Here is a 16,267-nt window from a genome sequence, read left to right as displayed (position 1 = left end):
ATGTTGTTTAGACAAAAATTTGGTAAGACATATAGCTATATATAGCTTCTTTTAGCGAAAGGCTTTACTTTAGGGCTTTATCAAAATAAAGTTAGCATATAATATTTTAAAAAGTAAATAAAAATATGTTTGGAAATTATTACATAAGGAAAGAAATAGCACACATGGAGAATTTACTTGACTTTTAGAAGTTGTAACATAATTGAAAAACATTTTTGCATATAATAGTGATATGATAGCGTTAACTGTAAAAGTCAGACTTCTAATGAAGAAATGAAACTTTTTACAAATAGGAACGTTAAAAGTATAGCAGGAAAGGTTGAGGTGGATTAAATGACGAAGGAAATCGAATTGAAAGAAATCGTTAAAAACTTATCTACACTAGGCGTGAAAGCAACGGTGACAAAATCGCGACTAGAAATTTTAAAAGTTTTAGCACCACCAACGCAAACTCCCCAAACACAAAATGTGTAAAAGATAAGCTGCCTAAAACATGCGGAGGCAGCTTGTTTTGTTTTTAAAATGAGAAAATGAAAGTTGGGATCCTGCTCCGAGAGTGTATACCTTCAAATGCTCCTTGAAAGGGAGGTTTACATTATATCCTCAAGCATTTTTTGTTTTTAGGAGAGAAAAATGTAAAGATAAACTAGAAAAACCGGCTGGGATTATTTATAATCCCAGCCGGTTTTCTAATCTTCGTCATCATGTGTAGAAAACATGTAAGTGCGATAATGGAACCGCATACTAAATACAAGCCCAATTGCAAGGGCGTTACCCATTAAGGAGCTTCCCCCGTAACTTAAAAAAGGAAGAGGGATACCGGTAATAGGCAGGAGTTGAATCGTCATTCCAATATTTTCGAAAACGTGGAACGTAATCATCGCAATAATTCCAGCACATACATATGTGCTGAAAGGATCTTTTAATAGTAACGTCGTCTTCGTTAAGTGATAGATTAATAAGAAATAGAGACAAATCACCATACTTGCCCCAACAAAGCCCCATTCTTCCCCAATCACAGTAAAGATGAAGTCAGTGTGATTTTCCGCTACATACACTTCGCGACCAAACATACCTTTTCCGAAAATTTCTCCGGAACCAATCGCATTTAATGAAGTGATCAAATGATAGCCCTCATTTGAAGAGTAAGAGTATGGATCAAGCCAGGAATAAATACGCGCGAATTGGTACGGATTAAATCCGAGCTTTTGCAGGAAATCCTGCATGTATAGAGCCATCCATAAAAGGGAGCCCCCTATGAATACTGTTCCCCCTAATATCGGCAGAATGATTTTCCAGGATATTCCTGCCACAATTACGAGAGCAGCAGTAATAGCCAGGAAGACAAGTGCAGAACCAAGGTCAGGCTGCGTCATAATGAAGCCAAGCGGCACAAATAGCGTAACCGCTATTTTTCCTAGCAAAATGAAATCCGTTTTAATTGTTTTTAGCTGATATTTCTCGTGATGCTTGCTAATTAAATAGGCAAGCGCCAAAATATAGAAGGTTTTCATGAATTCCGAGGGCTGGATACTGCCGACGGGTGTTTCAAACCAGCTTTTTGCGCCGTTTACTTCCTTTGTAAGGCCGGTGCTTTCAGGAATAAGAAATAGCATTATTAATAAAAATATACCGAAACCATAGAGAGGCCAGGCCATTTTCTTATACTGGTCAGGTTCAAAATACATAACAAATGCTACAATGACGGCGCCGATAACATACCAGCGGATTTGCAGCGGTACGAAATTAATACCATATTGCCCGGAAGTCTGTGCCGAAGAGATGGCGAGCAGGCTGACGGCGAGAAACGTAAGAAGTATTAGGGCAAGCGTCCAGTCAAAACGCTTAGCGAACTGTCGATTATTATTGTTCATGCATGCCACCTTATTTATAGATCTTTGCGCTGGAATTAGCGTAAACTGTACTAACGACTTAGTTTAACATATTTTTTATGAAAATACCTGTTTCTGATAGAAGCAAAAGATATGACGATATAAAATTTAAATTGTTTCAAAAAACGTTAAAGCGTCATATAATAATCATATTATTTGTTTAGGGAGTGGACGTGGGATGGCAAGGAAAATGAAAAGTGCAGATGACTTTATTCATCATTTATATGTACATATGAACGATGTGGATCAGTTTGTCATCTATAGTGGACTTTCATATAAGCAATTTTTCTCGTCTGTGGAGCCGATGAAAAATTTGCTGCTGCTAAAACACGCCTACGAGGATGGCTCCTTCAATATGCATACGCAGTTTGATTTTATCTCAGCGGAGGATATGATTCCCTTTATTAAGCACCTTCCTGATATGAAGGGAGATTTATGCTGGGTCGATTTTTCTGGCGAAAAAAGTGTAAACCAATTATCACCGATGGAACAAGCTGAACTATTGTACTTTGGCCATAAACGCGAGCCGCTTGCCTCACCGTTTTTTAGCAAGCTTCAAAACCGTTATGCGTTTTATGGTTCGCCTAGCGATAAGATGACGAAAATATATTTTCGTTTCCTCGGAGATAGCGAGTTATTAGTCGCTAACTTATTTAACAAAATGATTTATGAAAAAGAGGGGACTGGCGGCTTCTGGCGTCGAAAGTCAAAGCAATCCATTCCTGCGATTAATCCCATGACTTTGCGAGCGTGCAGGCAATTTGTAAAAGAAGGGGCATTGCTCTCGCTGTTTCGTATGGAAAAATCCTCTCAATATGGTATTGAGATTAGAACACTATCTGACTATAATTATCCGGATGAAGTATGGGTCGACTTAGATGATATAATAAAGCAAAATTATGATGAACTAATACAAATCAGCTAGGGTTGTCTCGAATTTTTCGCGGCAGCCCTTTTTCAAGGAAACAAGGGAATTAGTTTATTGGAAATTTTATTTCGTGATAAACTAAGGATATTTTAAGGAGGTCAACAAAATGAAAAAAAGAATTGGTTTATTATACGGGGGAAAGTCTGCGGAGCATGAAGTATCGCTTTCGACTGCTAAGGCGGTGACGCAAGCTTTAAATTTTGAAGAATATGAAGTGCATCCGATTTTTATTACATTGGATGGCGAATGGCTAATAGGACCTCAATTAACAGCGCCCGTTGAGACGATTGACCAATTACAATTTGATTCTAATAAAGCACCGAATAATATAATAAATTTCATCAATGCACATAGCGAGAAACAATTCGATGTCATTTTCCCGCTTCTGCATGGTACGAACGGTGAAGATGGCACGGTACAAGGATTGCTAGAAGTAATGAACGTACCGTATGTTGGAAACGGCGTGCTGGCATCTTCAGCAGGAATGGATAAGGTAATTATGAAACAGCTGTTTGAAATGGCTGGTCTTGCACAGACACCTTATACTTATTTTATCCGCGGTGAATGGGAAAAGAATCAGGAGGAGATTTTAGAAAGATGTGAAAAGCTCCAGGCTCCATTGTTCATTAAACCCGCAAATCTCGGCTCAAGTGTAGGTATTAGCAAAGCGGTAACTCGAGATGAAATTATTGCTGCCATCAATTTGGCCCTTCAATACGACCGCAAGATTGTCGTGGAGCAGGGAATCGCAGGTCGAGAAATTGAAATGGGTGTGCTTGGGAATGATGAACCGAAGACATCGGTTCCTGGTGAAATTAAACCTGTGACTGAGTTTTATGATTATGATTCTAAATATAAGGATGGCTCTACTGCATTAATTATTCCCGCTGAAATTCCTGATGCGGTGATGGATAAGATGAGTGAGATGGCGAAGGCTGCATTTAAGGTGCTTGACTGTTCAGGTATCGTAAGAGCTGATTTCTTCGTCACAGTGGATAATCAAGTATTAATCAATGAAGTTAATACGATGCCGGGCTTTACGCCATTTAGTATGTATCCACTTTTATGGCAGCATACGGGCGTGAATTACCCGGAACTGATTGACCAATTAATCGAATTGGCTTTAGAGCGTTATGCGGAAAAGCAAAAGCTCCAATACAACAAGGACTGATGACAAGATGAAAAAAACATTAGCACAACTTGCAGCATGGTTGAAAATCCGCGAACAAAATAATGAAGATACAGTCGTGACAGGTATCTCGATTGATACACGTACAATTAAACCCGGAGATCTGTTTGTACCTTTCAGAGGAGAAGCAGTGAATGGACATCGGTTTGTTGAGCAGGCATTCGAGAAGGGCGCTGCGGCTTCGCTGTGGCTAAAGGATGAACCCAATCCTCCTCAAGGCCGCCCGCTTATCTTTGTAAAGGATGCGGAAGCTGCTCTCCAACAGATGGCGATTGCTTATCGAAGCGAACATAAGGCGACTTTTATAGGAATTACAGGATCAAATGGAAAAACTTCTACAAAGGACATTTTAGCAGGCACCCTATCGCCATATTTCAAGGTACAGAAGACAATCGGCAATTTTAATAATCAATTGGGATTGCCAATTACGATTTTGCAGCTTGATGAAGATACGGAAATTTCGGTACTGGAAATGGGAATGAGCGGGTTTGGAGAAATCGAACTATTGACACGTATTGCTCGCCCGCACTTAGCCATTATCACGAATATCGGTGAGGCGCATATGCAGGAACTTGGTTCTCGTGAAGGTATTGCTCAAGCGAAATATGAGATTACAAAAGGCCTTCTAGAAGAGGGATACTTGTTTTATGATGGTGATGAACCGCTCCTTCGTAAGCTGGTAGCAGAAGATCCGTATACCGAAACGATGTCTTTTGGTTTCGGAAAAGAAAATACCCTCGCTGCTTCACAGATTGAAACAACTGAAATAGGGAGCCGTTTTACTGTAAACGGAATTATTGAGGGAACATTCGATATTTCAGTGCTAGGCGAACATCAGGTAAAAAATACACTAAGTGCGATGCTTGTGGGGAAAGCACTAGGCTTAACAGATGACCAAATTCGCACTTCCTTAAAGCAGGTTGCCTTAACGGATATGCGCATGCAGCTTGTATCGGTAGAAGACGGCCCGTTGTTTATTAATGATGCATATAATGCTGCCCCTACTTCAATGCGCGCAGCTATCCAATTTGTTAAATCCACAACGATGAGATCGAAAAAGTGGCTGGTACTTGGCGACATGCTGGAGCTTGGCCCTGATGAAAAGGATTTCCACGAACAAATGGCTGAAGAAATTGATAAGTCTGTAGAGCGGGTTTGTCTCTATGGCCCACGTATGAAATGGTTGTATGAGCGGTTGCAGCCCGTTTTTGACGGGTCACATCTTGTTTATACAGAAACAGACTATGAACCGATTATTGATGCAATTCGCCGTGATGCAAACGAGGAAACACTGATTTTGTTAAAAGGCTCTCGTGGGATGAAACTCGAAACAATTGTAAATGCTTTTAAATAAACCATTTGAGGGGCGTCTGAAAAGTAATTTTGAGACGCCCCTTTTGCGCCTAAAGTTTTGATAGGTTGATGAAGCCGCCTCAAAACACAAGGTGAGTAGATAGTCAGCAGGCATAAAAGAGGTTTTCTGGTAATTTTGTTTCTCTAAGCAATCTTTTTTACAGAAAGCAAGGAACGTAAGAATTGGTTACTAAAAGTGCAAAATGGCCAAGCTATGTTTTGTGATAGGTGAGGTGTAGGAAATGACGGTGGGCATACTGGTTTTACATGGCTTTTCTGGTGGACCATACGAGGTGCAGCCTTTTGTGGATTGTGTGAAGAAACATACAGGCTGGATTGTGGAAACGCCTACTTTTTCGGGACATGGTGATGCGGAATCTCTGGACATGAAAGGTTATAAAGCGGAACACTGGTTAATGGATGCAGAGCTGGCTTACCGGAGTCTTGCGAAAAAGGTGGATGAGGTCATCATCACAGGCTTTTCAATGGGAGGAGTTATTGCTATGTATTTGGCAAAACGCTACCCCGTGAAAAAATTGCTCCTTTTAAGTGCGGCGGCGAAATATGTAAGTCCGCTGCAGCTTGCTAAGGACATTCGTTCGATGGCGGATGACGCATTTCATCGTAAACTTCGTGAAAACGAGCTCTTTCAGCGCTATCAGCATAAATTACGTAATGTACCTCCTTCTGCAACTGTGCAATTCATGAAAATTGTCCGAAAAACGGAACCGTATATCGGACATATTACTTGCCCGGTGTTCATTGCACAAGGGGCGCTTGACGGAATTGTACCAGTGGCTACAGCTCAGTATCTTTATGATCAAATTCCTGCTACTCAAAAACAGTTGTATATTTCAGAGTGCGGGAAGCATCATATATGTTATAGCGAAGATTGTGATGAATGGTTTTTAAAAGCAGTTACATTTTTAACAGAAGAGTAAAAGTCAGATTATTATGATTCGAGCATAATCGTTGCAACGAGTAGAACGGCATGTTAGACTATGAAAAGCAATGGATACATTTTGTGCGAAGACTCTTCATGATTATTGTTGAAGAGTACTTTTTTTTGAATTTAACGGTTTCATTCTATTTTTACTATCCTTATCAGGAACGAAACAATTGAACTATAGAATTGAACCGCTCGGCAAAGACCGGGCTTTCCTTTTCATATAAGAGAGCTCTGCAGCAAGCGGAGAGAATTTTTTAAGTAACGGAAACGTTCCACATAAAGGCTCGATTTTGCCGACATACTTCATCTGAAAATGTAACCATTTGTCAACTTAAAGGAAAAAAGGAGATTGAAGAGTTTGACAAATTTTTCAGAATTAAACATTAGCGAATCTACATTACGTTCAGTAAAACGTATGGGATTTGAAGAAGCAACACCTATCCAAGAAGGTACAATTACATTTGCGATGGAAGGCCGAGATGTACTAGGTCAAGCGCAAACTGGTACTGGTAAAACTGCCGCTTTTGGTATTCCTCTAATTGAAAAAATTGACCCTAAAAACCCAAATATTCAAGCTTTAGTTATTGCGCCGACTCGTGAGCTGGCGATTCAAGTTTCTGAAGAGCTATATAAAATTGGTTATGATAAACGCGTGAAATTATTATCGGTGTATGGAGGCCAGGAAATCGGGCGTCAAATCCGTGCGCTTAAAAATAGACCGCAAATTATCGTAGGTACACCAGGACGTATTATTGACCATATTAACCGTCGTACATTGAAGCTGGAAGGAGTCCAAACATTAGTATTGGACGAAGCAGATGAAATGTTGAACATGGGCTTCATCGATGATATTAACGCGATTTTAGAAAATGTACCATCTGAACGTCAAACATTATTGTTCTCTGCAACAATGCCTCCAGCAATCCGCAAAATTGCAGAGACATTCATGCGCGATCCTGAAATCGTAAAAATTAAAGCAAAAGAATTAACGATGGAAAATATCGAGCAGTTCTTTGTAAAGGCGCAAGAGCGTGAAAAATTTGATGTACTGACTCGCTTATTGGATGTACAAAAACCGGAGCTTGCTATCATCTTTGGACGTACAAAACGTCGTGTTGATGAATTATCACAAGCCTTAACATTACGTGGCTATCTTGCTGAAGGCATCCACGGAGATTTAAGCCAGGCAAAACGTATTTCAGTGCTTCGCCAGTTCAAAGAAAATAAAATCGACATTTTGATTGCAACTGATGTAGCAGCACGTGGTCTTGATATTTCTGGTGTATCACACGTTTATAACTTTGATATTCCTCAAGATCCAGAATCCTACGTTCACCGTATCGGACGTACAGGACGTGCCGGTAAATCAGGTATCGCTGTGACGTTCGTAACGCCACGTGAAATGGGTTATCTGCGCATCGTAGAAGAAACAACGAAAAAACGTATGACACCTCTTCGTCCGCCAAGCACAGAAGAAGCGCTTGCAGGACAGCAAGAAGTATCGATGCAAACTTTAGTGGAGCTTGTGCAAAACAATGATTTAGGAAGCTACCGTGATATGGCTGCTCAGTTGTTAGAAAACAACGAGGCAATCGACTTAGTAGCGGCAGCGCTTAAATCGATGACAAAAGAGCCAGATGCAACGCCTGTAACGATTACAGAAGAACGTCCATTACCAATGCGCCGTGAACGCTCACAAGGCGGAGGCCGTGGCCGTGGTGGAGACCGTGGCCGCAGCGGCGGAGGAGACCGTGGTCGTGGAGGCCGTGATCGCCGTGACCGTGGTGGAGACCGTGGACGTAGTGGCGGAGGAGATCGCCGTCGTAACGAACGTAATGACCGTGACCGCCGCCCTCGCCGTCGTGACGAAAAATAAAATACTGATAGTAAAGCCGTCCTGTAAAGGGCGGCTTTTTATTTTGGGAGGAATAGTAAAATACCGGTATGCCGGTCCTGAGAAAGTATGATCAAAATTATTTTAGGGATCGAAGTTGTATCCACAGGGAAATACTTGTAAGCAGGATCTAAAAAGTGAAACATTTCCCATCTTGACTCGTATACAATAAGATAGAGAAGAGGTGGCGAAATGAGAGAACAACCGAAACATAAAATTCCTCAAAAAGGAATAACAGTATGGCGTATTTATGGGATATTACAAACTTTCTTTTTAGCTGTAGCAGCTGGAGTAACGTCCTTTTTAACTTATTATTTTGAAGGGCCGTTCTATCTTCATCTGGTTGCCTGGGGAGTTGTGGTGATAGCGTTTGTCCTCCTTATATGGATGTTTCCGAATATACGCTACCGGATTTGGCGCTATGAAGTACGGGAGCAGGAAATTGAAATTCAAAGTGGTCTATTTGTCGTAACACGTACGTTAATACCCATGGTCCGTGTGCAGCACGTCGACACAGAACAAGGCCCGATTTTAAAGCGATACGGACTTTCAAACATTTCTATTTCGTCTGCTGCAACGACACATACAATTCCGTTTCTTGAAACAGATGAAGCAGACCGTCTCCGTGCACGCATTTCAGAATTAGCAAGGGTGGCTGAGGAAGATGTCTAAATATAAACTGCATCCTATATCGGCACTGATCAATTTAGTAAAAGCAATAAAGGACATGGCAGTTCCTATTATTATCATCGTTGTAGCGAATGGATTTAATTTTACGGTTGATTTTCGAGATGAAAACTTTTTCAGCCAAATGATACCGTTACTTATATTGCTTGTGGTAGTGGGATTTACATTTGTAGGCGGTATTTTAAAGTGGTGGACGTTCCGTTATTGGTTTGAGGATAGCGAGCTGCGGGTGGAATATGGCCTGTTTGTGAAGAAAAAACGCTATATTCCTTTTGAACGAATTCAAAGCTTGAATTACCGGGAAGGGATTTTTCATCGTATTTTTGGGCTTGTTCAGGTTCAGGTAGAAACAGCTGGAAGTAAGACGGGAAAGCCAGAAGCAGAGTTAACAGCCATTACCCGAATTGCTGCTGATCAAATTGAACAGGAAATGAATCAAGCAAAACTTGGACAGCAGCCGGTAGAGGAACATAAAGTTCAACTGCCAGCTGGGCGTATCATTCATAAAATGTCTCCAAAAGACCTCATTGTTTTAGCAACAACTTCCAGCGGGATTGGGGTTGTGATTTTTGGGGTATTCGCTGCGTTGTCACAGTTTGCTGAATATATCCCATTTGATTGGATTTATGATGAATTCACTCATTTGATTCAATATGGTATAGCACTTGTTGCATCCCTCATTTTCTTTGCTTTATTAGGTGCCTGGATTATTTCTGTCGCTATTACATTGCTAAATTATTATGATTTTACTGTAACGGAGGAAAACGACCGGTTAATCATTACACGGGGACTTTTGGAGAAAAAGCGTATTACAATTCCGCTTAATCGTATACAGGCCATCAAAATAGTAGAGAATCCTCTGCGGCAGCCTTTTGGCTTGGCAACTGTCCAAGTGGAGAGTGCAGGTGGAGGTTTCACATCGGCAGAAGACAAAAAGATTACCTTATTCCCTCTAATTTCAAAGAAGGAGGCAATGGTAAGGCTTTCCGTGCTTTTCCCGCATTTCCAGTTGAATATGGAAGACGTGGACATGATTAAGCCTCCTAAGCGGGCTCGATCTTATTTTTATCGTATCGACTTTTTATGGTTGCTTCCCCTGATTGCGGTACCGACCTATTTCTTTTTCCCGTACGGTTTACTTACCGCTTTACTTGTCTTTCCTATTATCCTGCTTGGTATATGGCAGCATAAAACAGCACGTTTTTTCTTGTTTGATTCCCAATTGACGATCGTTTACCGGCATATTAGCCGCATTACATTTTTGGTGGAAAAGCGGCGTATTCAGGTAGCGGAGCAACGGCAAAGTTATTTCCAAAAACGCAGACAGCTGGCTACCGGGCGTATAGTCGTCATGTCGGGGATGACAGGAGCAGAGGCTAGGGCTTATCATATGGAACAGGCAGACATTGAAAATATGATGGATTGGTTTGAACATAAAAAAACTTCCGCGGAATAAGTCCGCGGAAGTTTTTTGCTTACCGTCCTCTCCAAGTGGCGGTAGGCTTAGGTTTAAAGAAGAATAAGCCGATGACAAACCCCGTAGCGAGTCCACCTATATGACTTGTGACATTCACACCGGTCTGCAAGAACGTCATGATGACACTGATAACGATAATAGGGAGGATAATTTGACGAAGCTGTGGCAAAGAGTTACGGTAACGGACTAGGATTGCTCCGAATGCGCCGAAGATTCCAAAGATAGCACCACTTGCCCCGACACTTGCATAGACGGCATCCTGAGTTGCAAGGGTTGCAAGACCTCCTCCGATGCCCGATAAGAAGTAGATAGCCAAGAAGCGTATCTTTCCGGCAATTTGCTCGAGCTCAGGTCCAAACAAAAACAGTGAGAACATGTTAAATAAAATATGCATCCAACCGCCATGCAGGAACATTGCTGTGATGATGCGCCACCATTCTCCTTGTGCAATCAATCCATTAACGCTTACGCCGAAATAGAAGATTTCTTCCCCTAGATTTGGGATTAATGTCATAATGAAAATGGCAAGGTTAATCGTAATAAGCGCAGCTACAACAGGATAAGCATTGATATACTGTTTAAAATTTTCATTGCGAATAAACATAATTCCACCTCGATTTACCCGTATTATACATTCATTGATCAATAGAATGAAAGGAAGAGGCCCTACATGATTTTAGGAATTGGATTAGACTTAGTTGAATTAGATAGAATTGAAATGGCGTATAACCGTTCACGGAAATTTGCGGAACGCATTTTAACAGATAGAGAGCTTGCCATTTTCGATACCCTTTCTGCATCCCGGCAAATTGAATTTTTGGCAGGGAGATTTGCAGCAAAGGAGGCATATTCGAAGGCGGTAGGTACTGGAATTGGAAAAGGCTGCGAGCTGCACCAGATAGAAGTCTTAAAAGATGAATCTGGAAAGCCGGTTCTCTACTTCGAAAATGAGGCGGTAAATGGCTTTATTAGCATCACTCATACAAGACAAGTAGCGGCTGCACAAGTTGTCCTGATGAAATAGGACATAAATTGCCGAAACGCGCCATACACTTACGGTAAGGAACAAGGAGAAAGGGTGGAGCAGTGCGATTTCGATTATTCGGTCTGCTGGTGATGCTGGGTTTATTGTTAACAGCTTGTGGAAGTGCATCGCAGGAGAAGGTTGTGAAAAAGCTAGATGAGCAGTGGGGTGACGGAAAAGGGTACGAGCTAACAGCTACGATGGAGATGAAAACTGGAGGAGAACCTCGTACATACGATGTGAATGTGTGGCATACAAAGCCTGATTTCTATCGTGTGACTGTGACAGAGCAAAATGATAATGTAACGCAGATGATTGTGCGCAATGAAGAAGGTGTATTTGTAGTGACACCAGCACTCAGAAAAACATATAAATTCCAAAGTGAGTGGCCGAAACAAAATAGCCAAGCATACTTAATTGGAGCATTAGCAGAAGACCTTGTACAGGATAAAAAAGCTGTAATGAAGGAAGAGGACGGGTCTTATGTATTTGAAACGGCGACTCGTAATGCAGATAAAACCGGACTTCCGATGCAGAAAATTGTAGTTGACAAGGATTCAATGCTTCCAAAAACGGTTACAATTATGGATGAAACACAAGAAGAGAAAATCGTCATTAAGTTTAAAGATATCGATTTGTCAGTGGCACATAAAAAAGAGGAATACGCAGTTGAAAAATTCTCGGAAAATGAGGAAAATGAAGTAGCAGCTGCTGATATTGAAGAGAAAGAGTTCCGTACTCAATATCCGACTGTAGAATGGGATAACACAAAATTTGTTGATGAGAAAGCAGTGGAAGAAGCGGGAGCAGAGCGTGTCATTCTGACATATGAAGGAGACAAGGCCTTCACGCTTATGCAGCAGCCTGCCACAACTGGTAATTCAGTGCTGCCTGTATTTGCGCCGGGGGATTTAGCTGATTTAGGCTTTACGATTGGAGCAATTACAGATACATCAATTAGTTGGGAAAAGGATGGAGTTTCATTTTTCCTTGCCTCTACGAAATTGACACGTGAAGAAATGATGGAAGTGGCGTCCTCTATGACTGCCGGAGGTGTGAAATAGAGGAAGGGCCAAGCTTTGTTGGGCGGCTTTACACGTACAACAATCATCGAGTTTATAAATTATAGAAGAGGGTATAACAGACAATGGAACATACACAACAGTACCGTCCGACAAAGGCGATTATTGATTTACAGGCAATTCGCGACAATGTGCACAATTTGCATAGCTACCTGCAGGAAGGTGTGCAGATAATAGCCGTTGTAAAGGCGAATGCATATGGGCATGGGGATGTAGCGGTGGCAAGGGCCGCATTACAGGCTGGAGCAAATATTTTAGCAGTTGCAACACCTGATGAGGCTGTACGAATGCGGCAGCACTTCCCTGATGTCGAACTTTTAGTTTTAGGTGCTGCACCAGTATCATTTGTGCAATACGCAAGCGATCATCAAATTATGTTAACGGTATTTTCACCCGAATGGGTCGAACAGGCAAAATTAGTACAAGGGCTTTCAAAGCCGCTGCTATTACATATAAAGATCGATTCAGGCATGGGAAGAATCGGCGTAACATCCAGAGAGCAGTTGCTTGAGCTATATAAAGAAATTCAAGCGACAGAGAATTTTGTGGTGGATGGCATTTTCACTCACTTTGCCACGGCTGATGAGGAAGATGCGGAGTATTTTGATAATCAAGTTTCTTTATTTAAGGAACTGTTAAATGCACTGCCAAATAAACCAAGGCTTGTTCATGCAGCTAATACAGCTACGGCATTAGCAAAAGATGCCGCACTTCAGTTTGATGCTGTCCGATATGGTATTTCCTTATACGGATTAGCGCCCTCTGGCTATGTAGCCAATCTACTACCATTCCCAATAAGGCAGGCATTTTCTTTACAGACGGAAATTGTTCATGTGAAAAAATTGAAGGCAGGTCAATCGGTCGGCTATGGAGCTACCTTTACAGCAAAGGAAGATTGCTACATTGGAACTTTGCCGATTGGATACGCAGACGGGATGATCCGGAAGCTTGGTGGCCAGACAGTCCTTGTAGCAGGAGAGCGTTGCCCGATTGTCGGTAGAATTTGCATGGATCAATGTATGATTTTATTGCCTCGTGCATATAATATTGGTGAACTAGTAACATTGCTGGGTGCACAAGGAAACGATTTTATTTCGATCGATGAATGGGCGACAAAATGCGACACGATTAATTATGAAGTACCATGCATTATTACTTCTCGCGTTCCAAGAACATACAATAATGAGTAAACATATAGTATTCCCTAAAAGCCATAAGTTAAATACAAGAATTGTCAAAGTTTTTATATTCTTGTCTTTTCATGCCGGGTTATCGGTGTTAAAATAAACTTGTAATTGAGAAGTGCACGTATGGTTTTTGGTGGAGGTGCTTTTTGTGTACGCGAAAAAATTAGAAATGCAGGACGTAATTGTGAAGCAACCAAATGATTTTATTATTCAGTTCAACCAAACGTTTGAACTTAGTTATTTTGGCGAAAATGAGGTCACGTACATGTCGACTGAAAGGTTTTCGAAGCATAAGCAACCAAATCAAATACGGGAAGCTTTAATGAAAGGCTATGTGGAAATGTCGCACATAAATCTGACTATTTGTAGTGAATGCCTACATGCAGAATATGAAGCGGAGCATATGGTGGAGCGTCTCGTTAGCGGGGGATGACAAGTTGATTGTAAAACGTGGGGACGTTTTTTTCGCAGATCTTTCACCTGTGGTCGGTTCTGAGCAAGGTGGTACAAGACCTGTCTTAATTATCCAAAACGATATCGGTAATCGATTTAGCCCGACGGTAATCATCGCTGCAATTACTGCGCAAATTCAAAAAGCAAAATTACCTACTCATGTAGAAATTGATGCAAAGAAGTATGGTTTCGAACGCGATTCGGTAATTTTGCTTGAGCAATTGCGTACTATTGATAAATCACGGTTGACAGACCGGATTACACAGCTGGATGATGCACTGATGGAAAAAGTTGATGTCGCATTAGCGATTAGCTTAGGGCTAGTTAAATTTTAAATACATAAAATGAAAAGCATCGAGACAGAACCTTGTGTCGATGCTTTTCTTTTTTATTCTGCTCTTTTGGGGAGAATAGAATCTTGTTTATATTTGGCATATAGGTTAATTTAAAGGTAAGAAAGGGAAATCATTATCCCGGTAATTTGCTTTTTGAAAGATTGAACAAAAAGAGCAGAGTTTGCTGTGAAGGATAACAAATAAAAAAGAATATAATTTCTTACAAATAAAATAGATAATTTTGAAAAGGAGTTCCTACCAAATCATCTTAGTCATCTAGGGAAGCTATAAAATGGCAGGTAGCGACAAGGTTGTATTAAAATAATTTGTGCGGGGATCTCCCGATGGAATTGGGGGCTCGGAGATGAATGAAAAATCTACAATCGATATTATAACAGAATGGGATATTGTGGCTGCACGGCAAATTGGTCGCAACATAGCGAAGGAAATTGGTTTTGGTACGGTTGATCAAGCCCGGATTACAACAGCAATCAGTGAATTGGCGAGGAATATTTATTTATATGCTCGGGCCGGAGAAATTGTCATTGAGCAAATAGAAGAGGAAGAGAAAAAAGGGATTTCTATTACAGCTACTGATAAAGGACCAGGAATTGATGATGTCCGGAAGGTAATGGAAGATGGTTACTCTACTTCAGGAGGACTCGGCGCAGGCCTGCCAGGGGTGAAACGCCTGATGGACCATATCGAGATTCAATCTTTAATGGGTAAGGGTACCATAGTAAAAGTTGAAAAATGGTTGTGACAGGATGTGATAAAGAGTGAAGGAGCTACAGGCCCAGTACAAAAGGATTTTAGCTGATTATATAGAAAGTCAGACAGAACGTAATTTATATATCGGACAAAACTTTATCCGACAGCTCATTCAAAAAAATGTGACGCCAGAAGAAGTAATTAGCATCCATAAAGCCTCAATGGAGGAGATTTATCCAGACTTACCGGCAGCTGTTTCGCATGGGTATGATTTTCTTATAGAAATCATGGTACACTTTGGGCTTACACTTCGAGAGCACCAAAGCCTTCTTGAACAACAAGAAGAGCTGCGCATTGAAATGAATGTGGCAACGAAAATTCAAAATATGCTTTTGCGAACAACCGTGCCACAAGCTTCCTCCATCGATATTGGAATGGTATCGATCCCTATTCGCAAAATGAACGGGGATTACGTTCATTTTCTTAATGAAGATGAACAGTATGTAAGCGTCGCTGTGACGGATGTGGTCGGTAAAGGAGTACCAGCTGCACTTTGTATGTCCATGGTAAAATATGGACTAGATACACTTGAGTATGCAAATGGGAATCCATCGTATGTTCTCCAAGTCTTAAACCGTATTATTGAAAGAAGTGTGGATGACAGTATGTTCGTCTCCATGTTTTTCGGAAGGTTAGATGTGAAAAATGGAAGCTTTACCTATGGTTCGGCTGGCCATGAACCAGCACTTTATTATAAAGCTTCAGAAAAAAGATTTTATGATTTGGAATCAAAAGGTCTTTTACTAGGTGTTATGCCGGAAGTCAAATATCCGCAGTTCGATATTACACTGAATGAGGGTGATTTTATCGTGATGATGACGGATGGAGTAACAGAATTTAGAAAACAGGCAGATTTAGATACGCGGGAAATCATAGAAAATCTTCTTTTAAAGTTTATTGACTTGAATGCACAGCAAATGTGTGAAATGCTATATAAAGAATTACAGAAGCTTCAAGATTTTGGCCTGGAGGACGACTTTACCGTCGTGATTTTAAAAAAATAATAAAAATGAGGTTTAAAATTTTTTAGCAAGGGAATTGTAATA

At 40.9% G+C, this 16,267-nt stretch carries 17 protein-coding genes; 15 read left to right on the top strand and 2 right to left on the bottom strand.

All coding sequences use genetic code 11. The features are described from left to right. Positions 1-333 precede the first annotated feature (333 nt). Positions 334-474: an Lmo0850 family protein gene (locus AA0Y26_RS20685; RefSeq protein WP_413363889.1), complete on the top strand. Its 141-nt coding sequence runs from the start codon at positions 334-336 to the stop codon at positions 472-474. Between the two features lie 215 nt (positions 475-689). Here the strand turns inward: AA0Y26_RS20685 and AA0Y26_RS20680 are convergent, their stop codons facing one another. Next, on the bottom strand, positions 690-1,874 hold the full coding sequence (locus AA0Y26_RS20680) for an FtsW/RodA/SpoVE family cell cycle protein (RefSeq protein WP_413363888.1): 1,185 nt from the start codon (positions 1,872-1,874) through the stop codon (positions 690-692). A 196-nt stretch (positions 1,875-2,070) separates the two neighbouring features. Here AA0Y26_RS20680 and AA0Y26_RS20675 point away from each other — a divergent pair, with 196 nt between their 5' ends. The 7 genes from AA0Y26_RS20675 to AA0Y26_RS20645 all read left to right on the top strand — a co-directional run bounded on the left by AA0Y26_RS20675 (position 2,071) and on the right by AA0Y26_RS20645 (position 10,348). Beyond that, the gene (locus AA0Y26_RS20675; RefSeq protein ID WP_413363887.1) at positions 2,071-2,817 is read left to right on the top strand and encodes a hypothetical protein; all 747 of its coding nucleotides are present in this window, start codon (positions 2,071-2,073) and stop codon (positions 2,815-2,817) included. Positions 2,818-2,926: 109 nt separating this feature from the next. After that, on the top strand, positions 2,927-3,991 hold the full coding sequence (locus AA0Y26_RS20670; RefSeq protein ID WP_413363886.1) for a D-alanine--D-alanine ligase: 1,065 nt from the start codon (positions 2,927-2,929) through the stop codon (positions 3,989-3,991). Between the two features lie 7 nt (positions 3,992-3,998). Beyond that, positions 3,999-5,363, top strand: a complete 1,365-nt coding sequence (locus AA0Y26_RS20665; RefSeq protein ID WP_413363885.1) for a UDP-N-acetylmuramoyl-tripeptide--D-alanyl-D-alanine ligase — start codon at positions 3,999-4,001, stop codon at positions 5,361-5,363. 241 nt (positions 5,364-5,604) lie between these two features. Further along, positions 5,605-6,303, top strand: a complete 699-nt coding sequence (locus AA0Y26_RS20660) for an alpha/beta hydrolase (RefSeq protein ID WP_413363884.1) — start codon at positions 5,605-5,607, stop codon at positions 6,301-6,303. Positions 6,304-6,669: 366 nt separating this feature from the next. Further along, a complete protein-coding gene (locus AA0Y26_RS20655; RefSeq protein ID WP_413363883.1) occupies positions 6,670-8,187 on the top strand; it encodes a DEAD/DEAH box helicase in 1,518 nt (505 codons plus the stop codon). Between the two features lie 210 nt (positions 8,188-8,397). Next, positions 8,398-8,877 (top strand): PH domain-containing protein, encoded by a 480-nt coding sequence (locus AA0Y26_RS20650; protein ID WP_413363882.1) that lies wholly within the window; start codon positions 8,398-8,400, stop codon positions 8,875-8,877. Further along, positions 8,870-10,348, top strand: a complete 1,479-nt coding sequence (locus tag AA0Y26_RS20645; RefSeq protein WP_413363881.1) for a PH domain-containing protein — start codon at positions 8,870-8,872, stop codon at positions 10,346-10,348. The genes AA0Y26_RS20650 and AA0Y26_RS20645 overlap by 8 nt, the downstream gene beginning before the upstream one ends. Positions 10,349-10,367: 19 nt before the next feature. On the opposite strand, the gene AA0Y26_RS20640 is transcribed toward AA0Y26_RS20645, so the two are convergent. Further along, positions 10,368-10,973 carry a rhomboid family intramembrane serine protease gene (locus tag AA0Y26_RS20640; RefSeq protein ID WP_413363880.1) on the bottom strand — a complete coding sequence of 202 codons (606 nt, stop codon included), beginning with the start codon at positions 10,971-10,973 and terminating at the stop codon, positions 10,368-10,370. Positions 10,974-11,039: 66 nt separating this feature from the next. On the opposite strand from AA0Y26_RS20640, the gene acpS reads away from it, so the two are divergent. The 7 genes from acpS (at position 11,040) to AA0Y26_RS20605 (ending at position 16,225) form a co-directional block, all read left to right on the top strand. Then, positions 11,040-11,393, top strand: a complete 354-nt coding sequence (acpS, locus tag AA0Y26_RS20635) for a holo-ACP synthase (RefSeq protein WP_413363879.1) — start codon at positions 11,040-11,042, stop codon at positions 11,391-11,393. A 62-nt stretch (positions 11,394-11,455) separates the two neighbouring features. After that, a complete protein-coding gene (locus AA0Y26_RS20630; protein WP_413363878.1) occupies positions 11,456-12,457 on the top strand; it encodes a LolA family protein in 1,002 nt (333 codons plus the stop codon). An 83-nt stretch (positions 12,458-12,540) separates the two neighbouring features. Continuing rightward, complete coding sequence (gene alr, locus AA0Y26_RS20625) at positions 12,541-13,665, top strand: alanine racemase (RefSeq protein ID WP_413363877.1); 1,125 nt, start codon at positions 12,541-12,543, stop codon at positions 13,663-13,665. A gap of 145 nt (positions 13,666-13,810) precedes the next feature. Then, complete coding sequence (locus tag AA0Y26_RS20620; RefSeq protein ID WP_036152603.1) at positions 13,811-14,095, top strand: hypothetical protein; 285 nt, start codon at positions 13,811-13,813, stop codon at positions 14,093-14,095. Positions 14,096-14,099: 4 nt separating this feature from the next. Beyond that, positions 14,100-14,450, top strand: coding sequence for a type II toxin-antitoxin system PemK/MazF family toxin (locus AA0Y26_RS20615; protein WP_036152602.1), 351 nt, complete (start codon positions 14,100-14,102; stop codon positions 14,448-14,450). Positions 14,451-14,814: 364 nt separating this feature from the next. Then, the gene (locus AA0Y26_RS20610; RefSeq protein ID WP_413363876.1) at positions 14,815-15,213 is read left to right on the top strand and encodes an anti-sigma regulatory factor; all 399 of its coding nucleotides are present in this window, start codon (positions 14,815-14,817) and stop codon (positions 15,211-15,213) included. A 16-nt stretch (positions 15,214-15,229) separates the two neighbouring features. Next, on the top strand, positions 15,230-16,225 hold the full coding sequence (locus tag AA0Y26_RS20605) for a PP2C family protein-serine/threonine phosphatase (protein ID WP_413363875.1): 996 nt from the start codon (positions 15,230-15,232) through the stop codon (positions 16,223-16,225). Positions 16,226-16,267 lie beyond the last annotated feature (42 nt).

It is taken from the genome of Lysinibacillus canaveralius (assembly GCF_047301505.1).
Taxonomy (GTDB): domain Bacteria; phylum Bacillota; class Bacilli; order Bacillales_A; family Planococcaceae; genus Lysinibacillus_B.
The sequence above is the reverse complement of the archived record's forward strand: the minus strand, read 5'-3'. Positions and strand labels throughout refer to the sequence as shown.